Source organism: Streptomyces sp. NPDC006368, from assembly GCF_040612535.1.
GTDB lineage: Bacteria > Actinomycetota > Actinomycetes > Streptomycetales > Streptomycetaceae > Streptomyces.
In genome coordinates this window covers 52074-71917 of the sequence record NZ_JBEXQK010000003.1, presented here as the reverse complement: position 1 = coordinate 71917, position 19844 = coordinate 52074, and the positions used below count along the sequence as shown (strand labels likewise).

Below are 19844 nucleotides of genomic sequence, written 5' to 3'. Positions count from 1 at the left end.
CGCGCGGACGAGGGCGCCCGCGTGTTCGGGGGCCGGGCCCCGGGGGGCGGGGATACCCCCGCAGCGGGGCCGCTCACCACCACCGCCCCCGTGGTCTCCCCCGTGCCGCCCGGAGCCCTCCACGGGGCCACCCCGTGCGAGCCCCCGCCCTCTCCGGGCGCCGGCACGCGGGTGCTCACCCGCCCGGTCCGCGGGCCGGGCGCCCGGGGCCGGGGGGCGGGGGAGCCGGCCACGGATGCGGGGAGGGACGGGAACGGGAACGGGGACGGGGGCGGCGACCGGGACGGGGACGGCGACCGGGATGGGGGCGGCGACCGGGAAGGGGCAACGACCGCCCACGCCGCGCCGGTCGGCGCCCGGCCCCACGCGCCCCGCCGTATCGAGGGCCTCCTCCTCGGTCTGGCCGCCGGTGACGCCGCCGGGTGGCCCGCCGCCCGCCACCGCGCCGCCCGCATGCCCGAGTGGACCCGGCGCCTCACCCGCGAGCTCGACACCTTCGCCGAGCAGAACGCCACGACGACCCTCCCCGTCCCCATCGCCCTCAACCAGCCCCCCGAACCCCTCCGCCTCGGCCCCTCCGACGACGCGGAATGGGCGGTCTTCACGGCCGAGACGCTGCTCACCGCCGCGGGCGAGCTCCTCCGGCCGCTGCCCGCCTCACGCCGCATGTGCGCGGCCGTCGACCTGGCCTGGAACTCCCTCGCCGCCGAGATCGCCGCCGCGGCGGACCGCGCCCCGGAGGTCGAGTCGGCCGTCCTGCCCCTGCGCGCCCGGATCTCGGTCCGGGCAGGGCTCGGCAACCTCGCCACCGGACTGCGCCCACCGGCGACCGGCCACGACAACCCGCACTACTTCGACGACGCCGCCTGCGTCCGCGCCACCGTCCTCGCCGTCGCCCACCCCGGCGACCCGCGCGCCGCCGCCGAGCTGGCCGAGTTCGACGCCCGCTACACCCAGGACGGCGACGGGGTCCACGGCGCCCGCGCCATGGCCGCCGCGGTCGCCGCGGCTCTGGGCGGCGCACCGGTCGACGACGCCGTGGACGCCGCGCTCGACCAGCTGCCGCCCGCCACCGAGATCGGCCGCAACGCCCGGCACGCCACCGCACTGGCCCTCGACGCCGGGAGCGCCTTCGAGCTCGTCCCGCTGCTCGAGCACCAGATCGTCGACCATGTCTACAGCTACGGCATCGCCGCCGCCGAGACGGTCCCGGTGGCCCTCGCACTCGCCATGGCGGCCCGGGGCACGGTGACCGAGGCGGTACCGGCCGCCGCCTGCCTGTCCCGGGTGGCCGACTCCGCGCCCGCGCTCGCCGGCGCGCTGACGGGAGCGATCGGCGGGGGTGACGGCGTGCCCGCCACCTGGCGCGACGCCTGCCGCACCCTCGCCGGCTGTGCGCTGCCCCGCCTCGCGGGCACGGATCTGGTGGAACTCGCCGAGCGGCTCGCGCACACGGAACTCAACACCGCGGGTGGACAATTCCGACATGACGACCACCTCCACACCCGTCACCCTCGAGGACCGGATCACCGGCAGCCTCATCGGAGCGGCCGTCGGTGACGCGCTCGGCGGTCCGGTCGAGGGTTACTCCCCCGAGCAGATCGCCGAACGCCACTTCGGCCGCGTCACCGGCATCGTCGGCCCCTGGAACGGCGACGCCTGGCGCACCGCCCGCCCCCTCGCCCCGTACCACAAGGGCGACGGACACGTCACCGACGACACCCTGATGACGCACGCGCTGATCCGGGTGTACGACACGGTCCGCGACCACCTCGACGCGTACGCCGTCGCCGACCATCTCGTACCTGACCTGATCTCCACCCCCCGCTGGATCCCCGAGCTCGAAGCCGAGGCGCTGCCCCTCCAGCGGATCTTCCTCGCCGAGAAGTGGCTGGTGGCGCGCCTCCACTACGGCCATGTCGACCCGCGCGAGGCGGGCACCGGGAACATCGTCAACTGCGGGGCCGCGATGTACATGGCGCCCGTCGGCCTCGTCAACGCCGCCCATCCGGAAGCCGCGTACGCCGAGGCCCTCGACATCGCCGGCGCCCACCAGTCGTCCTACGGCCGGGAGGCGGCCGGTGTGTTCGCCGCGGCGGTCGCGGAGGCGTGCCGCCCGACGGCGACCCCCACCACGGTCGTCGACACGGCGCTTCAGCTCGCCAAGGACGGCACCCGCGCGGCGATCGAGGCGGTGGCCGAAGTCGCCGTCCGCCACACGGACTTCGAGTCCGCGCTGCGGCCCCTGCGCGAGGCGGTCGCCCCCTTCGACACGGTCGGCCCGGACTACCGCTCCCCGTCCCTGGCGGCGCGCCGCCCGTCCCGGTTGCACTCGATCGAGGAACTCCCCGTCGCCCTCGGCATGCTGCTGGTCGGTGAGGGCGACTACCGCCGTACGGTGCTGGGCGCGGTCAACTACGGTCGGGACTGTGACTCGATCGCCACCATGGCGGGCGCGATCGTGGGCGCGCTGCACGGCGAGGCGGCGATCCCCGCCATGTGGGCGAAGCAGGTCGCCGAAGCCAGCCGCCTCGACCTGCACGCCCCCGCGGCGGTGCTGGCGGAGGTCACCCGGGAGATCTTCATGCGGGACACCGAACGGCGCCGCGTCCACGAGACGGCGTTCATCCTCCTCTCCCCCCGCCCCGGGGTGACCCCGTGAACGTGCGGCTGACCTGGGTCCAGCCGGAGGACCTGATCGGCCACGAACTGCGACAGGCCACGGAGGACGGCCGCAACGCCTCGGCCGTCGCGGCACGCTGGCGGGCAGCCGGCGGCGCCCCCGCGCCTGCGGCGGCGGGCGCGTCGAGCAGCCCGGCGCCCCCGCATCTGCGCGCCCTCGCGGAGCGCCTCCTCGACGAACTGGCCGCCCTGCCCAGCCCGTTGTCCCCCGCCGAACCCACCTCCCTCCCACAGATCAAACGCGCCTGCCCCCACTGGCCCACGCCACCCGGCGAGGAGCGCGCCGCCTTCCCGCGCCGGGCGGCCCCGAGCACGGGTCACGCCGACCAGGAGCGCGCCGCGCCCCCGGGCCGCCCGGCACCGGGCACACGCCACCCCACCGACGACACCCCCGCTCCCTCCACCGGTCGCGCCGCCGGCCACCCGACCACGGCCGCACCGCACCGCCCCGCCCCGGACACACCCCCGCCCGGCCACCACCCCACCGACGGCGGCACCGCCCCGGCGACGGGAGGCACCGCGCACGCGGGCCCCTCCCGCTCGCCGCTCCACCCGCCCGCGCGCGCGGCATCGGCGACCGCCCGTCCGGCCGGCCCGAGCCCGGCACCGCCGACCGCGCCGGTCCCCGCGGTGTTCCCCCTCGCACCCGGGCTGCGCCGGCGGCTGCACGCCGCCTGGCTCGGCCGCGCGGCCGGCTGCCTGCTCGGCAAGCCCGTCGAGAAGCTCCCCCTCTCCGCCATCCGCGCCCTGGCCCGCGCCACCGGCAACTGGCCCCTCACCACCTGGTTCACCTCCAAGGGCCTGCCCCCGGCCCTCGCCGCGGCCCACCCGTGGAACCGCCGGTCCGCGCCCACCTCACTGGCCGAGAACATCGACGGCATGCCCGAGGACGACGACCTCAACTACCCCCTGCTCAACCTGCTGCTCCTCCAGCGGTACGGCCACGGCTTCAGCACCGCCGACGTGGCCCGGCTGTGGCTGGACGAACTCCCGGCGGGCCGCGCCTTCACCGCCGAACGCGTCGCCTACCGCAACCTCCTCTCCGGCCTCGAACCCCCGCTCACCGCCACCCACCGCAACCCGTTCCGCGAATGGATCGGCGCCCAGATCCGCGCCGACGTCCACGGCTGGACCCACCCCGGCGACCCGGCCGCCGCGGCCGAACAGGCCCACCGGGACGCCACCCTCACGCACACCGCGAACGGGGTGTACGGGGCGATGTTCGTCGCCGCCGTCGTCGCGACCGCGGCGTCCGGCGCCGCCGACGTCCACCAGTCACTGGCCGCCGGCCTCACCGTCGTCCCGCCGGACTCCCGCCTGGCACGGGCGGCCCGCTTCGGCATCGCCACGGCACGCGTCCACGCCCGCGCCGGCTTCGACACGGTCGTCGACCGTCTCCACACCGCCTACGGCGCCTACCACTGGGTACACGCCGTCCCGAACGCCGCCCTCCTCTCCGCCGCCCTCACCCACGCCGACGGTGACTTCACCCTCTCCATCTGCCGGGCCGTCTCGGGAGGATGGGACACCGACTCGAACGGCGCCACGGCCGGTTCCGTCGCCGGGCTCCTCGCCGGTCGCCCGGAGCGGATCCCGGACCGCTGGACCTCCCCCCTCAAGAACCGGCTCACCACGTCCGTCCACCGCTTCGACGGCATCGGCTTCGACGCCCTCGCCGACCTCACCCACGACCTCGTCGACCAGGAGGCACACCGGCCATGACCCATATCGCGGTGCTCGGCAGCACCAACATGGACCTCGTCGCCTATGCGAGCCGGGCCCCCAAGCTGGGCGAGACCGTCACGGGACGGGAGTTCCGCACGATCCCCGGCGGCAAGGGCGCCAACCAGGCCGTCGCCGCCGCCCGCGCGGGCGCTCAGGTGTCGATGATCGGCGCCGTCGGCTCCGACGACTTCGGCGCCCGGCTGCGCGCCGGCCTGGACAGCGCGGGTATCGACACCGACCTCCTCCGCACTGTCGAAGGGCCCTCCGGAACCGCCCATATCGTCGTCGACGACGAGGGCCGGAACGCCATCGTGGTCATCCCCGGCGCGAACGGCACCGTCACCTCCCTCTCCCCGGGTGACGAAACACTCATCGCCACCGCGCACGCCCTGCTCCTCCAACTCGAACTCCCCCTCTCCGCCGTCATCGCCGGCGCGGAAGCGGCCCGCCGCCACGGCGTCCGTACGATCCTCACCCCCGCCCCGGCGCAGCCGCTGCCCCCCGCACTCCTCGCGGCCACCGACCTCCTGGTGCCCAACGAGCACGAGGCCGCTGCGCTCACCGGTCGCGCCGAACCCCACGCCGCCGCCGAGGAACTCCTGCGGCACGTCCCCGAGGTGGTGATCACCCTCGGCGGATCCGGTTCCCTCCACGCCACCCGCGGCGCGGACCCGGTCGCCGTCCCCGCCCCGCGCGTCCGGGCCGTCGACACCACCGCGGCCGGCGACACCTTCGTCGGCGCGCTGGCCGTCGCGCTGGGCGAAGGCCGGCCCGTACCGGACGCCCTCACCTGGGCCTCATCCGCCGCGGCGCTGTCCGTCCAACGCCCCGGCGCCTCCTCCTCGATGCCGTACCGCTCGGAGATCGACGCCCTATGACCACCGCACCTCCCCTCCGGGGGCTCCGCGTCCTGGACCTCGCGACCCTCTTCGCCGGCCCGCTGGCGGCGACCATGCTCGGCGACTTCGGCGCCGACGTCATCAAGGTCGAACATCCCCGCAAGCCCGACCCGTCCCGTGGCCACGGCCCCGCCAAGGACGGGGTCGGCCTGTGGTGGAAGCTGCTCGGCCGCAACAAGCGCACCATCACGCTCGACCTGTCCACACCCGGCGGCCGGGACACCCTGCTGCGTCTCGCCGTCACCGCCGACGTGGTCATCGAGAACTTCCGCCCCGGCACCCTGGAGCGGTGGGGCCTGGGGTGGCCCGAACTCTCCCGCGCCAACGACCGGTTGGTGCTCGCCCGCGTCACCGGCTTCGGCCAGTTCGGCCCGTACTCCCGCCGCCCCGGCTTCGGCACCCTCGCCGAGGCGATGAGCGGCTTCGCCGCCATCACCGGCGAACCGGACGGACCGCCCACGCTTCCCCCCTTCGGTCTCGCCGACTCCATCGCGGCCCTGGCCACCTCCTACGCCGTGATGACCGCCCTCCACGCCCGCACCGCCACCGGCCGCGGCCAGGTCGTCGACATGGCGATCATCGAACCGATCCTCACCGTGCTCGGCCCGCAACCCCTCTGGTACGACCAGCTCGGCTACGTCCAGCCCCGCACCGGCAACCGCTCCCGCAACAACGCCCCCCGCAACACGTACCGCACGGCCGACGGGAAGTGGCTCGCCGTCTCCACCTCCGCCCAGTCGATCGCGGAGCGCGTGATGCGTCTCGTCGGCCGCCCGGACCTGATCGACGAGCCGTGGTTCGCCGAGGGCACGACCCGCGCCGAACACGCCGACGTGCTGGACGAGGCGGTCGGCGCCTGGATCGCCCGGCACACCCGCGACGAGGCCATGGCCGCGTTCGAGAAGGCCGAGGCGGCGATCGCGCCGATCTACGACATCCGCGACGTCGTCGAGGACCCCCAGTACCAGGCCCTGGGCACCCTCACCGACGTCCCGGACCCCGAGCTCGGCACGATCCGTATGCAGAACGTCCTCTTCCGCCTCTCCGAAACCCCCGGCTCCATCCGCTGGTCCGGCCGCCCGCACGGCGCCGACACCGACGCCGTCCTCACCGAACTCGGCCTGGCCCCGGCCGAGATCACCGCCCTGCGCGCCGGGGGCGCCCTGTGAGACCCGCGCCCGCCACCCCACTGACCTGGCTGTACGCCCCCGGGGACCGCCCTGACGTGGTGGCCAAGGCCCTGCGGTCCGGCGCCGACGTGGTGATCGTCGACCTCGAGGACGCGGTGGCCCCCCACCGCAGGGAGTACGCCCTGGCCGCCACCGTCGAACTCCTCGCCTCGCCCCACCCCGTACCCATCCATGTCCGCCTCCCCGGTCCGCATGACACCGCGCACGACAACACAGCGATCACGGCACTGGCCTCGCTCCCCGGCCTCGCCGCTCTCCGTATCCCCAAGGTGACACACGGCACTGACATCCAGCGGATCGCGTCCCTCGCCCCCGGCCTCCCGCTCCACGCCGTGCTGGAATCCGCGCTCGCCGTCGAGCGGGCGCACGCCATCGCCACCGCCCATCCCGCCGTCCGCGGGATCACCATCGGCGAGGCCGACCTCCGTGCCGATCTGGGTGTACGCGACGACAGCGGCCTCGACTGGTCACGCAGCCGCGTCGTGGTCGCCGCCCGCGCCGCCGGACTGCCGCCGCCCACCCAGTCGATCCACCCGGACATCCGCGACCTCGACGGTCTCGCGGCATCCTGTGCCCACGGCCGGGCGCTGGGCTTTCTGGGCCGCGCGGCGATCCACCCGCGCCAGCTCCCGGTCATCGAGCGGGCCTACCTCCCCACCCCCGAGGAGGTCGCGGCGGCGGAGGAGGTCGTCGAGGCCGCGGAAGCCGGCACGGGCGCCCTGGCCCTGCCGGACGGGCGTTTCGTCGACGCGGCGATCGTCGCGGCGGCCCACCGCACCCTGGCCCTGACCCGGCGCGGCTGACGCACGAGGCGGGCGCCGGAACCTCCCGGTTCCGGCGCCCGCCTCGTCGGCTCGGTGCGTCAGTGCTGCTCGGCGGACTCGGCCTGCGCGTCCGGCTTCGCCACCGTGTCGGCCTTGGAAGGCTTCCGCGTCCAGACCTTCGGTGACTTCGGCGCCTTCTTCGTCGCGGCGGATGATCCGGCGGACGATTCGCTGGCCGGCGCCTCATCGGCGGGCTCGGCGCCACCCTCGGCGTCCTGGGCGCCGCCGGCCCCGGTGACCGCCGCCGGTTCCACGACCTGCTCACGCCCCGGCCGGACCCGCGACGAGATCACGATGTACACGACAGCCGCCAGGAAGACCAGGATCGCGGTCCACACATTGAGCCGGACGCCGAGAATGTGGTGCGCCTCGTCGACGCGCATGTACTCGATCCAGCCGCGCCCCGCGCAGTACGCCGCGACGTACAGCGCGAACGCCCGGCCGTGCCCCAGCGTGAACCGGCGGTCCGCCCAGATCACCAGCAGGGCGACGCCCACGCACCACAGCGACTCGTAGAGGAACGTCGGGTGGTACAGCCCGGCCTCGCGGTTCACGCTCTCGGAGATTTCCAGCGCCCACGGCAGGTCGGTCGGCCTGCCGTACAGCTCCTGGTTGAACCAGTTGCCCCAGCGGCCGATGGCCTGCGCGAAGGCGATGCCGGGCGCGATGGCGTCCGCGTACGCCGGCAGCGGGATGCCGCGGCGGCGGCACCCGATCCAGGCACCGACCGCGCCGAGCGCGATCGCGCCCCAGATGCCGAGGCCGCCCTCCCAGATCTTGAAGGCGTCGACCCAGTCCTCACCCTCGCTGAAGTACAGCTGGTAGTCGGTGATGACGTGGTAGAGACGGCCGCCGATGAGACCGAAGGGCACCGCCCAGACGGCGATGTCCGCCACGGTGCCGGCTTTGCCGCCCCGGGCGATCCAGCGCTTGTTGCCGTACCAGACGGCGGCGAAGACACCGATGATGATGCAGAAGGCATAGCCGCGCAGCGGGAGCGGTCCGAGGTGGATCACGCCGGTCGACGGGCTGGGAATGTAGGCAAGGTCCATGGCAGGACCGACGCTACCGTGCCGGGCGGGACACCGGGCAATCCACCCGGCAAAGACTGCATAACAAGCCGACGGCCGACGGGCCGGGGGCCGCGTCGGCGGTGGGCGGTGGGCGGCGGGCGGTGGGCCCGGCCGGGATCAGCTTTTCGCGGGTGACGGCGAGGCCGTGCCCGGCTTCTTGCCCTTGTTCGCCTCGGTCACCCACTTCTTCAGGTTGTCCGGGGAGATCTGCTCGCTGCCCTTGGTCGGGAAGACCGATTCCCCGTTGAGCAGCACGGTCGGCGTCCCGCGGAAGTCGCCGCTGCGGAAGGCCTCGTTCGACTTGTTCACCCAGCTGTCGTGCCTGCCCTCGGTCACACAGCCGCGGAAGGCGGGTGTGTCCAGCCCCTTCACCTTCCCCGCCAGTTCGAGGAGTTTGCCGTCCTTGGCGTAGGCGTCGTCCGGCTCCGGGGGCTGGTTCTCGAAGAGCACGTCGTGGTACGGCACGAACGCGCCGGCGTCCTGGGCGCACGCCGCGGCGTTCGCCGCGTTGAGCGAGCCGCTGCCGCCCATGTTCCCGTCGATGATCGTGGCCAGGTGGTACTCGACCTTGATCTGTCCGGACTCGGTCAGCTCGTGGATGGTGTCCCGGAAGGCGTTCTCGAACTGCGCGCAGGCCGGGCAGCGGAAGTCCTCCCACACCGTGAGGGTGGAGGGCGCGTCGGGGGCGCCGACGGGGATGCTCAGCCGGTCCTCGCCCCCGGCGCCCGTGGGAGCCGCGACGGGCGCGGAGTCGGAGCTGTCGCTCTCGCCGCCGGTGTTCGCGGCGATGATCCCCACCACCGCGGCGAGCCCGAGCACTCCGACGACGGCCGCGGACACCAGCAGCGTGCGCCTGCGCCGCTCCCGGGCCTTCTGCTGCTCGCGTTCGTTCTGGAGCCGTTCGCGCGCGCTCCGCTTGCCTGCACTGTTCTTCTCGCTCACGCCCACAGCAACGAACCGGGGAGGCGCGGGCGCGCCTCCCCGGTCCGGATCCACCCGTACGAGCTACGAAACCCGCCGCACTCCTCGCGCGAGTTCGCCCGCCAGTTCCCGTACGGCCTCGATACCGGCCGCGTGGTCGTCGGCGTCGAGCATCCGCTTGACGAAGGCCGAGCCGACGATGACGCCGTCGGCGAAGCCGGCGACCTCGGCGGCCTGTTCGGCGTTCGACACGCCGAGGCCGACGCAGACCGGCAGGTCGGTGGTGGCGCGGGTGCGCCGCACCAGGTCGGCGGCCTGCGCGCCGACCGAGGCGCGGGTGCCGGTGACGCCCATCAGGGACGCGGCGTACACGAAACCCGACCCCGCGCGCGTGATGGTGGCCAGCCGCTCGTCCTTGCTGCTCGGCGCGACGACGAAGACGGTGGCGAGGCCCTGCTTGTCGGCGTGCTCGCGCCACACCGCGGACTCCTGGACCGGCAGGTCGGGCAGGATGCAGCCGGCGCCGCCCGCCTCGGCCAGCTCGGTGGTGAAGCGCTCGATGCCGTACCGGTCGATGGGGTTCCAGTACGTCATCACCAGCACCGGCTTCCCCGTGGCCTCGTGGGCCTCGCGGACGGTGCGCATCACGTCGGCGATCCTCACGCCGCCGCGGAGCGCGATGTCGTCGGCGGTCTGGATGACGGGGCCGTCCAGGACCGGGTCGCTGTGCGGCAGTCCGACCTCGACGATGTCGGCGCCACCGTCGAGGACGGCCTTGACTGCCTCGATCCCGCCGTCGACGGTGGGGAACCCGGCCGGGAGGTAGGCGATGAGGGCGGCCCGCTTCTCCGCCCCGGCCCGCTCCAGGGTGTCGTTCAGGAGTTGGATGTTGCCGCTCACTTGGTGCCCCCCTGGATCTCGGTGTCCATCTGGATCTCGGCCGCGCCGTCGTCGGCGGAGGCGTCGGCCTCGACCGGGGCGGCGTCGGTGCCGTACAGCCCGAAGTAGCGCGCGGCGGTGTCCATGTCCTTGTCGCCGCGGCCGGACAGGTTGACGATGATCAGGCCGTCCTTGCCGAGCTCACGGCCGACCTCCAGGGCACCGGCCAGGGCGTGCGCGGATTCGATGGCCGGGATGATGCCCTCCGTGCGGGACAGCAGGCGCAGGGCCTGCATGGCCGCGTCGTCGGTCACCGCGCGGTACTCGCCGCGACCGGTGTCCTTGAGGTACGCGTGCTCGGGGCCGATGCCCGGGTAGTCGAGTCCGGCGGAGATCGAGTACGGCTCGGTGATCTGGCCCTCGTCGTCCTGGAGGACGTACGAGCGTGAGCCGTGCAGGATGCCGGGCTCACCGGCGGTGAGGGTGGCCGCGTGCTCGCCGGTCTCGACGCCGTGACCGGCCGGCTCGCAACCTACCAGCCGTACGGCCTCGTCCGGGATGAAGGCGTGGAACAGGCCGATGGCGTTGGAGCCGCCGCCGACGCAGGCGACGGCCGCGTCGGGCAGCCGGCCGGCCCGCTCCAGGATCTGGCGGCGGGCCTCGACGCCGATGACGCGGTGGAAGTCGCGGACCATGGCGGGGAAGGGGTGCGGGCCCGCCACCGTGCCGAAGAGGTAGTGCGTGTGGTCCACATTGGCGACCCAGTCGCGGAACGCCTCGTTGATGGCGTCCTTCAGGGTGCGGCTGCCGGACTTGACCGGGACGACCTCGGCGCCGAGCATCCGCATCCGGGCGACGTTCAGGGCCTGGCGCTGGGTGTCGATCTCGCCCATGTAGATGGTGCATTCGAGGCCGAAGAGGGCGCAGGCGGTGGCGGTGGCCACGCCGTGCTGCCCGGCGCCGGTCTCGGCGATGACGCGGGTCTTGCCCATGCGCTTGGTGAGCAGGGCCTGACCGAGCACGTTGTTGATCTTGTGGGAGCCGGTGTGGTTCAGGTCCTCGCGCTTGAGGAAGACGCGGGCGCCGCCCGCGTGCCGCGCGAACCGGGGCACCTCGGTGAGGGCGCTCGGGCGGCCGGTGTAGTGGACCAGCAGGTCGTCGAGCTCGGCCGCGAACGCGGGGTCGCTCTTGGCCTTGTCGTACTCGACGGCCACCTCGTCGACGGCGGCGACGAGCGCCTCGGGGATGAACTTGCCGCCGTAGGCACCGAAGTAGCCCTCGGCGCTCGGGACATGACCCTCGGGGTCGGGAATGAAGAACTCGCTGGGCATGCGACTGCTCCTCGGGGGGCGGTGTGCGCCCCCGGATGTCTCGGTGAACAGTGATCACGGTGTACGTCGTGCCGCCGCCGGAGCGCACCCGTGGCGGGCAGCTGTTCCGGTCGGCGGAAACGGGGAACCCGGCGCCTCGGGCAGCGGTCCACGGCCGCCCGCGGGCCCGCCGCCGTCCGGGGAACGGACACAGCGGGGGCGGGGAGGCGGCTAGCGGTGACGGAGGCGCGCGGTGCGCGCGCGCCATCGCATGCCGTTGACCTGGCCCGGTTCGTCACCGATGACGTAGCGGACGCGGCGCCCGTGCACGCGCCGCGCCGGGGCCCGGCAGCCGCGCGGACGGCAGCCCCGGGCGAGCCGGGCATACGCGTCCCGGGAGGCCGTGGCGGTGTCCGCGAGAAGAACCGCCCCGTACGCGCGCGTGGCGGCGCCCGGCACCGCCGGACGCGGGTGCGTCCGGCGCGTGCGGTATGGCGTCGCGGCGAGCGCGCGGAGGGCGGCGGTCATGTCGGGGTCAGCCCCGTCCGTGCCTCAGGGCGGGGTGGGCGCCGGCGGCGACCAGGTCGGCCACCGCGGCCTTGGGGTCGCGCCCGGTGACGAGCGACTCGCCGACGAGCACCGCGTCGGCGCCGGCGTTGGCGTACGCGATCAGGTCGTGCGGGCCTCGGATGCCGGACTCGGCGACCTTGACGATGTTCGCGGGGATCTCCGGGCCGACCCGCTCGAAGGTGGAGCGGTCGACCTTGAGGGTCTTCAGGTCGCGCGCGTTGACGCCGATGACCCGGGCGCCCGCCTCGACGGCCCGCTCGACCTCGTCCTCGTCGTGGACCTCGACCAGCGGGGTGAGCCCGATGGACTCGGCCCGCTCGATCAGCGATTCCAGGGCCGGCTGGTCCAGCGCGGCGACGATCAGCAGCGCGAGGTCGGCGCCGTACGCCCGGGCCTCCCACAGCTGGTACGCGGTGACGATGAAGTCCTTGCGCAGCACCGGGATGTCGACCCGGGCGCGAACGGCCTCCAGGTCGGCGAGGGAGCCGCCGAAACGGCGCTGTTCGGTCAGGACGGAGATGACGGACGCGCCACCCGCTTCGTAGTCCGCGGCGAGACCGGCCGGGTCCGCGATGGCGGCGAGCGCGCCCTTGGACGGGCTGGACCGCTTCACCTCGCAGATGACCTTGACGCCGTCACCGCGCAGTGCGGCGGCGCCGTCCTTGGCCTGGGGCGCCTTCGCCGCCCGCTCCTTGAGCTCGTCGAGGGAGACCCGCGCCTGTCGCTCTGCGAGGTCGGCGCGCACGCCCTCGATGATCTCGTCGAGCACACTCACGCGAGAGGCCCCCTTCCGGAGGGTGATGGTGGAGCCGGATCAGTCACCCTCGATGGTATCCGCAGGCGGCCCCAGAGTCCGCATCCGCCCAGTGCCACCGCGCTGACCAGTGGGTTTCACGGCGCCAGTGCGGATCCGAAGGGCAAGTTCCGGACGATCGTGAACGCCGTGACCAGGACGCCGGAACACCACCACCAGCCGCCCCCGAGAGTGACCTGTACGGGCAGCCCGCGGAGGGCGCGCACCAGCCAGAGGACCATCACCACGGCGAAGAGGAAGTAGCCGGCGACGGCGAGGGCGTTCGCGCCGAAGGCGGTGGCGATGTCGCCGTGGATGAAAGCGTGGGCGCTGCGCAGGCCGCCGCAGCCGGGGCAGTTGAGGCCGGTGAAGCGCAACAGGGGGCACACCGGATAGTGGCCGGGTTCATTGGGGTCGACCGCGCCCACGTACGCGAAGGCCGCCGCGACCGCGGCGAGGGTACCGAGGGGCGCGGCGAGCCGCCGTGCGAGCGGAGGCGGCGGGCCGGGGACGTGCGGCGGGGCGGGGCCGTACGGCGGTCCCGGCGCGTAGGGCGGGCCGGACGGGGGCGTTGGGCCCGACGGTGGCCGCGCGCCCGGTGCCGGGGGCGGCACGGCGGCTGTGTCCGACGGCGCGGACGACGACGCGCCGGGGAGGCCCGGGGGCGGCGGGGTCGGGTCGCGCGGGGCAGGGGTCGGCATGGCGTCCACCCGGGGATTGTCGCCGGTCATACGGGAAGGCGCAGCCCGGCCGTGCCGGACCGCGCCCCGTGTCGTCGGTGTGCCGAGCGGGTCAGCGGGCGCCCGCGTGAGCCGTCTCGGGCGTGTGGTCCGCCCGGGCGGCCTCCTCGCGCGCGCGGTCGAGCTCGGGCGTCGGCTTCTGGCCGAGGCCGGCGAGCTTCATGCCGGCACCGACGACACCGCCGAGAAGGACGACGGCGATGCCCGCCCAGAAGCCGAGCGGGTTGGCCGCCACCATGAAGGCACCGGCGACGCAGAAGCCGATGAAGGAGATGGTGACACCGGTCCAGGCGGCCGGGGTGTGTCCGTGGTCGCTGCCCGCCATGAATTGCTCCTCGTTGATGTTGCTCTTGTACGGCCCCGCCGAGTGCGGACGCTCAGCCACATTGTCCCGCACGCGCGCGTGCGGGGTGATGCGGGGTCACTCTCGGGGGTCCGCCGTGCCGGGCCGCTGCCGGCGCCGCGGGTCCCGGCCGGCCTCAGCCCGCCCCGTGACGGTCAGGCGCCGCCCGTGGGGTCCTCGCCGCGGTCCAGGGCCTTCCACAGGTCCTCGGGCCGGTCCGGGTCGGCCACGGGACGGGCGCCGCGCGCACGCGGGCTGCCGTCGCGCTCGTACCGCCCGGACATCGCGGGCCAGCCGCTGCCGTAGCGCAGCGCCAGCAGCCCGGCGAGCAGGATCAGCAGGGCGCCGGCCGCCGTGACGTAGGGCCAGGCGGTGTGCGTGAGCGCCTCGACCCGGGCCGCGGCGTCACCCGTGGTGCCCGCGGCCTTCTCGTCGAGCGCGGCGCTGTCGGAGGCGCCCAGGAAGGCGGCGGCGACCGCGCCCGCGCCACTCAGGGTGAGCAGCAGCGAGACGAGGAAGCGGCCCGCGCGGCGTACCGCGAAGACGGCGACGAGGGCGGCCAGGCCGACGATGGCGAGGGCGGTGGGTACGCCGGTGATGTCGCCGCCCTCGGCGTCCAGCGACACGGTGCCGCCGCCGACCGCGACCGTGCCCTCGGCCCAGGGCCGGCCCGAGGCGAGGAGCACGACGGCCGCGCCCACGGCGCCGAGGAACAGGGCGGCGGCGAGGCTGCGGCGGCCACCGGGGGCGGCCGTCGCGTCGTCCGCGCGGGTGGCTCGGGGCTGGGGTACGGATGCGGCACTCACGTACTCCACTATCCCTTACGCCGTCATGCGCCGTTCATCCGGTTGGCGGTGTGTACGGCGCGGAGCACGGCCGCCGCCTTGTTGCGGCATTCGGTGTCCTCCGCGACGGGGTCGGAGTCTGCGACGACACCGGCGCCCGCCTGGACGTACGCCGTGCCGTCGCGCAGCAGCGCGGTGCGGATGGCGATCGCGGTGTCGGAGTTCCCGGCGAAGTCCAGATAGCCGACGCAGCCGCCGTAGAGTCCGCGCCGGGTGGGTTCGAGCTCCTCGATGATCTGCATGGCCCGCGGCTTGGGCGCGCCGGAGAGGGTTCCCGCGGGGAAGCAGGCGGTCAGGACGTCGAAGGCGGTGCGGCCCTCGGCCACGCGGCCGGTGACGGTCGAGACGATGTGCATGACGTGCGAGTACCGCTCGATCGACATGAAGTCGACGACCTCGACGGAGCCCGGTTCGCAGACCCGGCCCAGGTCGTTGCGGCCGAGGTCGACGAGCATGAGGTGCTCGGCGCGCTCCTTGGGGTCGGCGATGAGCTCGTCGGCGAGCGCCTGGTCCTCCTGAGGGGTGGCACCGCGCGGGCGGGTGCCCGCGATGGGGTGCACCATGGCGTGCCCGTCCTCGACTTTGACCAGTGCTTCGGGACTGGACCCGACGACGTCGAAACCGTCGAAGCGGAAGAGGTACATGTACGGGGACGGGTTGGTGGCCCGCAGGACTCGGTAGACGTCCAGCGCGCCCGCCGTGCACGGGGTCTCGAAGCGCTGCGAGGGCACGACCTGGAAGGCCTCGCCCGCCCTGATCCGCTCCTTGATGTCCTCGACGGCCTCCTGATAGGCCTCGCCGCCCCACAGGGCGGTGTAGGGCGGCAGCTCGGACGGCGGCAGCGCGGCGGGCTCGGTGGCGAGCGGCTGGGCGAGGTCGGCGGTCATGGCGTCGAGGCGGGCGACGGCGTCCGCGTACGCCTCGTCGACGCCGGTGTCGAGGTCGTTGTGGTTGATCGCGTTGGCGATCAGCAGGACGGTGCCGTCCCAGTGGTCGAGGACGGCGAGGTCGGAGGTGAGGAGCATGGTGAGCTCGGGCAGCCGGAGGTCGTCGCTGCCGTGCTCGCCGATCCGCTCCAGGCGGCGCACGATGTCGTAGCCGAGGTATCCGACCATGCCGCCGGTGAAGGGCGGGACCTCGGACGCGAGGCCGTGAGTGGGGGCGCCTCCCACGCCGGCGCCGGGCGCAGGGGGGGTGTGCAGGGTCTCGACGGTGGCGCGGAGCGCCGCGAGGGGGTCCCCGTCGACGGGCACGCCGACGGGCGGGGTGCCCAGCCAGTGGGCCCGGCCGTCGCGCGCGGTGAGGGTCGCGGCGCTGCGTACGCCGATGAACGAGTAGCGCGACCAGGAGCGGCCTCCCCCACCACCTACGGTGTGGGAGGTACCCCCATCGGCGGACTCCAGCAGGAACGTCCCGGGCCGCTCGGCCGCCAGCTTGCGGTAGAGCCCGACCGGGGTGTCGCCGTCCGCGAGCAGGCGGCGACTGACGGGGATGACGCGGCGGTCGGCCGCCAGCTTGCGGAAGGTCTCGAGATCCATGGCGCCAGACCCTACTTGTCGAGCAGGACGTCGACGTCGAAGCAGGTACGGGCCCCTGTGTGGCAGGCGGCCCCCACCTGGTCGACCTTGACCAGGACGGTGTCCGCGTCGCAGTCCAGGGCGACGGACTTCACGTGCTGGACGTGGCCGGAGGTGTCGCCCTTGACCCAGTATTCCCGCCGGCTGCGGGACCAGTAGGTGCAGCGGCCGGTGGTGAGGGTGCGGTGCAGGGCCTCGTCGTCCATCCAGCCGAGCATGAGCACCTCGCCGGTGTCGTACTGCTGGGCGATGGCCGGGACCAGCCCGTCGGGGCTGCGCTTGAGACGGGCGGCGATGGCCGGGTCAAGGTTGCTGGTCATGCCGCCATTGTGCCGTGACGACGGCACCTTCCCCGGGGTGCGTCCACTGGGCGGACCGGGGTCCGCCGCCGTACCCTGGCGGTCATGTCGACCCATGCCAAGCGTGAACGGCTTCTGCTCGCCGATCTGTTGGAGGCGGCGGGACCGGATGCCCTGACCCTGTGCGACGGCTGGAAGACCCGCGACCTCGCGGCCCATGTGGTGGTGCGGGAGCGCCGCCCGGACGCGGCGGCGGGAATCCTGATCGGGCCGCTGCGCGGGCGCCTGGAGCAGGTGCAGGCGGAGTACGCCTCGAAGCCGTACGACGAGCTGATCCAGCTGATCCGTACGGGACCGCCCAGGATGTCGCCGTACGCGATCAAACAGGTGGACGAGGGCGCGAACACGGTCGAGTTCTATGTGCACGCCGAGGATGTGCGGCGGGCGCAGCCGGACTGGACCCCCCGCGAGCTGGACCCCGTCTTCGCGGACGCCCTGTGGTCGCGCCTGGAGAAGGCGGCGCGGATGCTGTGCCGGAAGGTTCCGGTGGGCCTCGTGTTGCGCCGCCCGAACGGCCAGACGACGGTGGCCCGCCGGGGCACCCCGGTGGTGACGGTGACCGGGGAGCCGGGCGAGCTGACGATGTTCGCGTTCGGGCGCCAGGACGCGGCGCGCGTGGACGTCGAGGGCGACAAGGACGCGGTGGAGCGGCTCCACGGGACGAAGCAGCTGGGCATCTGACCGGGGACGGCCTCCTCCGCACGGCGGCCCGTCCCGCGGCGACGGCCCGCGGCGCGGCGTGACGGGCTGCCGGAGGGCCGTTGTCAGTGGCGGCGGGCATCATCGGACGTAGGCGGCTCACCCGGGAGGCGGACGATGATCAGGATCGCGATGACCGGCGTGTTCGCCGACGACGAGGGGACGGCGCACGCCTTGCGCACGGACGTGCTCGGCTTCGCGGCCCGGACGGACCTCGATCTCGGCGGGGCGCGCTTCATCCCGGTCGCGGCGCCCGGGCAGGACGTGGAGCTGGTGCTGGAGCCCGGGGACAGCCCGGTGGCCGAGCAGTACCGGGAGGGACCGCGGGACGCCGGGCCGCCGTGCGGCGCGCTGGGGGTGGACGACCTCGCCGCCGGGTACGAGCGGCTGGGCGGGCCGGGCGTGGCGTTCACCCAGCCGCCCACGGAGCGGGGGCCGGTGCCGACGGCCGTGCCGGACGACACCGTCGGCGACCTCGTACAGCTCGCCCAGCCAACCGGGCTGAAGCGGGCCGCGCGTCAGCGGACGGGGTGGCCGGCCTCGCGCAGGGCGTCCTTGACCTGGGAGATCCGCAGGTCGCCGAAGTGGAAGACCGACGCGGCCAGCACCGCGTCCGCGCCCGCCGCGATCGCCGGCGGGAAGTCCGCCAGCCTGCCGGCGCCGCCGGAGGCGATCACCGGGACCGTGACGTGCTTGCGCACGGCGGCGATCATCTCGGTGTCGTAGCCGTCCTTGGTGCCGTCGGCGTCCATCGAGTTGAGCAGGATCTCGCCCGCGCCCAGCTCGGCGGCCCGGTGGGCCCACTCGACGGCGTCGATGCCGGTGCCGCGCCGGCCGCCGTGGGTGGTGACCTCGAAGGCGCCCTCGGGGGTGCGACGGGCGTCGACCGACAGGACGAGGACCTGGCGGCCGAAGCGCTCGGCGATCTCCCGGATGAGGTGCGGGCGGGCGATCGCCGCGGTGTTGACGCCGACCTTGTCCGCGCCCGCGCGCAGCAGCTTGTCGACGTCGTCGGCGCTGCGGACACCGCCGCCGACGGTCAGCGGGATGAAGACCTGCTCGGCGGTGCGGCGCACCACGTCGTAGGTGGTCTCCCGGTTGCCGGACGAGGCGGTGATGTCGAGGAAGGTGAGCTCGTCGGCGCCTTCGGCGTCGTACAGCTTGGCCATCTCGACGGGGTCGCCCGCGTCGCGCAGGTTCTGGAAGTTGACGCCCTTGACGACCCGGCCGTTGTCCACGTCCAGGCAGGGGATGACTCGGACGGCGAGGGTCATGACTGCTGTGCTCCTCGGTACGCCTCGACCTCGACCTCGACGACCAGACTCGGGTCGACCAGACCGGAGACGATGATCATGGACGCGGCGGGGCGGACGGCGTCGAACAGCTCCTTGTGGGCTCGGCCGACCTCCTCCACGTCACGGGCGTGAGTGATGTACATCCGGGTGCGTACGACGTCGGCGGGGCCCAGGCCGAGCTGCTCCAGCGCGGCGAAGGCCACGCGGAAGGAGTTGATCGCCTGCTCGTGGGGGCTGCCACCGGCGATCTGTCCGTCGACGATCGAGGTGCAGCCGGAGACCAGGACGAGGCCGTTGGGCAGTTCCACGGCGCGGGAGTAGCCGAACTGGTCCTCCCAGGGGGCGCCGGTCGCCACCTTGCGTACGGACTCGGTCATTCCGCCACCGCCGCGACGGCGGCGAGCGCCTCTTCCAGGGTGAACGCCTCGGCGTACAGCGCCTTGCCGACGATCGCGCCCTCGACGCCCTCGGGGACCAGCGCGGCGATCGCCCGCAGGTCGTCCAGCGACGAGACGCCGCCGGAGGCGACGACCGGCTTGTCGGTGGCGGCGCACACGTTGCGCAGGAGCTCCAGGTTGGGGCCCTGGAGGGTGCCGTCCTTGGCGATGTCGGTGACGACGTACCGGGCGCAGCCCTCGGAGTCGAGGCGGGCCAGCGTCTCGTACAGGTCGCCGCCGTCGCGGGTCCAGCCGCGTCCGCGCAGCGTCGTGCCCCGTACGTCCAGGCCGACCGCGATCTTGTCGCCGTGCTCGGCGATGACCTTGGCGACCCACTCGGGCGTCTCCAGGGCGGCCGTGCCCAGGTTGACCCGGGTGCAGCCGGTGGCGAGGGCCGCCGCGAGGGAGGCGTCGTCGCGGATGCCGCCGGACAGCTCCACCTTGAGGTTCATGTCCGCCATGGACCCGGCGACCTGGGCGATCAGTTCCCGGTTGTCACCGGTGCCGAAGGCGGCGTCGAGGTCGACGAGATGCAGCCACTCGGCGCCCGCCCGCTGCCAGGTCAGGGCGGCCTCCAGGGGAGAGCCGTAGGACGTCTCCGTACCGGACTCGCCATGGACGAGCCGTACGGCCTGGCCGTCCCGGACGTCGACGGCGGGGAGGAGTTCGAGCTTGCTCATCTC

Annotated in this window: 21 protein-coding genes and 1 pseudogene; 8 read left to right on the top strand and 14 right to left on the bottom strand. The window is 74.2% G+C overall.

Going from position 1 to position 19844, the window contains the following annotated elements:
* Nucleotides 1–171 precede the first annotated feature (171 nt).
* Genes ABZZ38_RS03900 through ABZZ38_RS03875 form a run of 6 tightly spaced genes read left to right on the top strand, consistent with a single transcriptional unit; the run spans nt 172 to nt 7299 of the window.
* Nucleotides 172–1560 carry an ADP-ribosylglycohydrolase family protein gene (locus ABZZ38_RS03900; RefSeq protein WP_356735858.1) on the top strand — a complete coding sequence of 463 codons (1389 nt, stop codon included), beginning with the start codon at nt 172–174 and terminating at the stop codon, nt 1558–1560.
* Complete coding sequence (locus tag ABZZ38_RS03895) at nt 1487–2662, top strand: ADP-ribosylglycohydrolase family protein (RefSeq protein WP_356735421.1); 1176 nt, start codon at nt 1487–1489, stop codon at nt 2660–2662. Before ABZZ38_RS03900 ends, ABZZ38_RS03895 begins: the two co-directional genes overlap by 74 nt.
* A complete protein-coding gene (locus ABZZ38_RS03890; protein ID WP_356735419.1) occupies nt 2659–4404 on the top strand; it encodes an ADP-ribosylglycohydrolase family protein in 1746 nt (581 codons plus the stop codon). Before ABZZ38_RS03895 ends, ABZZ38_RS03890 begins: the two co-directional genes overlap by 4 nt.
* Complete coding sequence (gene rbsK / locus ABZZ38_RS03885) at nt 4401–5285, top strand: ribokinase (RefSeq protein ID WP_356735417.1); 885 nt, start codon at nt 4401–4403, stop codon at nt 5283–5285. Before ABZZ38_RS03890 ends, rbsK begins: the two co-directional genes overlap by 4 nt.
* Nucleotides 5282–6475 (top strand): CoA transferase, encoded by a 1194-nt coding sequence (locus tag ABZZ38_RS03880; RefSeq protein WP_356735415.1) that lies wholly within the window; start codon nt 5282–5284, stop codon nt 6473–6475. Before rbsK ends, ABZZ38_RS03880 begins: the two co-directional genes overlap by 4 nt.
* Nucleotides 6472–7299, top strand: a complete 828-nt coding sequence (locus ABZZ38_RS03875) for a CoA ester lyase (protein ID WP_356735413.1) — start codon at nt 6472–6474, stop codon at nt 7297–7299. Before ABZZ38_RS03880 ends, ABZZ38_RS03875 begins: the two co-directional genes overlap by 4 nt.
* A 59-nt stretch (nt 7300–7358) precedes the next feature.
* Here ABZZ38_RS03875 and lgt read toward each other — a convergent pair whose 3' ends face one another.
* From lgt to hisI, 11 genes are all read right to left on the bottom strand, one after another.
* Entirely contained in the window at nt 7359–8372 is a 1014-nt protein-coding gene (gene lgt / locus ABZZ38_RS03870) for a prolipoprotein diacylglyceryl transferase (protein WP_356735411.1), read from the bottom strand.
* A gap of 138 nt (nt 8373–8510) precedes the next feature.
* Nucleotides 8511–9335 (bottom strand): thioredoxin domain-containing protein, encoded by an 825-nt coding sequence (locus ABZZ38_RS03865; RefSeq protein WP_356735409.1) that lies wholly within the window; start codon nt 9333–9335, stop codon nt 8511–8513.
* 63 nt (nt 9336–9398) lie between these two features.
* Entirely contained in the window at nt 9399–10214 is an 816-nt protein-coding gene (gene trpA / locus ABZZ38_RS03860) for a tryptophan synthase subunit alpha (protein WP_356735407.1), read from the bottom strand.
* Nucleotides 10211–11524 (bottom strand): tryptophan synthase subunit beta, encoded by a 1314-nt coding sequence (trpB, locus tag ABZZ38_RS03855; protein WP_356735405.1) that lies wholly within the window; start codon nt 11522–11524, stop codon nt 10211–10213. The genes trpA and trpB overlap by 4 nt, the downstream gene beginning before the upstream one ends.
* 210 nt (nt 11525–11734) lie before the next feature.
* Nucleotides 11735–12031 (bottom strand): hypothetical protein, encoded by a 297-nt coding sequence (locus tag ABZZ38_RS03850; RefSeq protein ID WP_356735403.1) that lies wholly within the window; start codon nt 12029–12031, stop codon nt 11735–11737.
* 7 nt (nt 12032–12038) lie between these two features.
* On the bottom strand, nt 12039–12848 hold the full coding sequence (trpC, locus tag ABZZ38_RS03845) for an indole-3-glycerol phosphate synthase TrpC (protein ID WP_356735401.1): 810 nt from the start codon (nt 12846–12848) through the stop codon (nt 12039–12041).
* A 116-nt stretch (nt 12849–12964) separates the two neighbouring features.
* Nucleotides 12965–13576, bottom strand: coding sequence for a DUF2752 domain-containing protein (locus ABZZ38_RS03840; RefSeq protein WP_356735399.1), 612 nt, complete (start codon nt 13574–13576; stop codon nt 12965–12967).
* 82 nt (nt 13577–13658) lie between these two features.
* Nucleotides 13659–13931: an HGxxPAAW family protein gene (locus ABZZ38_RS03835; RefSeq protein WP_356735397.1), complete on the bottom strand. Its 273-nt coding sequence runs from the start codon at nt 13929–13931 to the stop codon at nt 13659–13661.
* Nucleotides 13932–14104: 173 nt separating this feature from the next.
* Nucleotides 14105–14764 (bottom strand): TIGR02234 family membrane protein, encoded by a 660-nt coding sequence (locus ABZZ38_RS03830; protein WP_356735395.1) that lies wholly within the window; start codon nt 14762–14764, stop codon nt 14105–14107.
* 14 nt (nt 14765–14778) lie between these two features.
* Nucleotides 14779–16332, bottom strand: coding sequence for an anthranilate synthase component I (locus ABZZ38_RS03825; RefSeq protein ID WP_356735393.1), 1554 nt, complete (start codon nt 16330–16332; stop codon nt 14779–14781).
* Nucleotides 16333–16343: 11 nt separating this feature from the next.
* Complete coding sequence (hisI, locus tag ABZZ38_RS03820; RefSeq protein WP_356735391.1) at nt 16344–16691, bottom strand: phosphoribosyl-AMP cyclohydrolase; 348 nt, start codon at nt 16689–16691, stop codon at nt 16344–16346.
* An 84-nt stretch (nt 16692–16775) separates the two neighbouring features.
* On the opposite strand from hisI, the gene ABZZ38_RS03815 reads away from it, so the two are divergent.
* Nucleotides 16776–17411: a TIGR03085 family metal-binding protein gene (locus ABZZ38_RS03815; protein ID WP_356735389.1), complete on the top strand. Its 636-nt coding sequence runs from the start codon at nt 16776–16778 to the stop codon at nt 17409–17411.
* A 135-nt stretch (nt 17412–17546) separates the two neighbouring features.
* A pseudogene (locus ABZZ38_RS03810) lies at nt 17547–17810 on the top strand (VOC family protein); the annotation flags it as partial.
* A gap of 137 nt (nt 17811–17947) precedes the next feature.
* On the opposite strand, the gene hisF reads toward ABZZ38_RS03810, so the two are convergent.
* Genes hisF through priA form a run of 3 tightly spaced genes read right to left on the bottom strand, consistent with a single transcriptional unit; the run spans nt 17948 to nt 19841 of the window.
* Nucleotides 17948–18703: an imidazole glycerol phosphate synthase subunit HisF gene (gene hisF, locus ABZZ38_RS03805; protein ID WP_356735387.1), complete on the bottom strand. Its 756-nt coding sequence runs from the start codon at nt 18701–18703 to the stop codon at nt 17948–17950.
* Entirely contained in the window at nt 18700–19101 is a 402-nt protein-coding gene (locus tag ABZZ38_RS03800; RefSeq protein WP_356735385.1) for a RidA family protein, read from the bottom strand. Before ABZZ38_RS03800 ends, hisF begins: the two co-directional genes overlap by 4 nt.
* Nucleotides 19098–19841 carry a bifunctional 1-(5-phosphoribosyl)-5-((5-phosphoribosylamino)methylideneamino)imidazole-4-carboxamide isomerase/phosphoribosylanthranilate isomerase PriA gene (gene priA / locus ABZZ38_RS03795; RefSeq protein ID WP_356735383.1) on the bottom strand — a complete coding sequence of 248 codons (744 nt, stop codon included), beginning with the start codon at nt 19839–19841 and terminating at the stop codon, nt 19098–19100. The genes ABZZ38_RS03800 and priA overlap by 4 nt, the downstream gene beginning before the upstream one ends.
* Nucleotides 19842–19844: the final 3 nt, after the last annotated feature.

Coding starts and splice junctions, on each gene's coding strand:
- ABZZ38_RS03880 (WP_356735415.1), top strand. CDS start 5,282: ATGACCACCGCACCTCCCCTCCGGGGGCTCCGCGTCCTGGACCTCGCG.
- priA (WP_356735383.1), bottom strand. CDS start 19,841: ATGAGCAAGCTCGAACTCCTCCCCGCCGTCGACGTCCGGGACGGCCAG.
- ABZZ38_RS03835 (WP_356735397.1), bottom strand. CDS start 13,931: ATGGCGGGCAGCGACCACGGACACACCCCGGCCGCCTGGACCGGTGTC.
- hisF (WP_356735387.1), bottom strand. CDS start 18,703: ATGACCCTCGCCGTCCGAGTCATCCCCTGCCTGGACGTGGACAACGGC.
- ABZZ38_RS03895 (WP_356735421.1), top strand. CDS start 1,487: ATGACGACCACCTCCACACCCGTCACCCTCGAGGACCGGATCACCGGC.
- ABZZ38_RS03800 (WP_356735385.1), bottom strand. CDS start 19,101: ATGACCGAGTCCGTACGCAAGGTGGCGACCGGCGCCCCCTGGGAGGAC.
- ABZZ38_RS03815 (WP_356735389.1), top strand. CDS start 16,776: ATGTCGACCCATGCCAAGCGTGAACGGCTTCTGCTCGCCGATCTGTTG.
- hisI (WP_356735391.1), bottom strand. CDS start 16,691: ATGACCAGCAACCTTGACCCGGCCATCGCCGCCCGTCTCAAGCGCAGC.
- trpB (WP_356735405.1), bottom strand. CDS start 11,524: ATGCCCAGCGAGTTCTTCATTCCCGACCCCGAGGGTCATGTCCCGAGC.
- ABZZ38_RS03850 (WP_356735403.1), bottom strand. CDS start 12,031: ATGACCGCCGCCCTCCGCGCGCTCGCCGCGACGCCATACCGCACGCGC.
- rbsK (WP_356735417.1), top strand. CDS start 4,401: ATGACCCATATCGCGGTGCTCGGCAGCACCAACATGGACCTCGTCGCC.
- lgt (WP_356735411.1), bottom strand. CDS start 8,372: ATGGACCTTGCCTACATTCCCAGCCCGTCGACCGGCGTGATCCACCTC.
- ABZZ38_RS03825 (WP_356735393.1), bottom strand. CDS start 16,332: ATGGATCTCGAGACCTTCCGCAAGCTGGCGGCCGACCGCCGCGTCATC.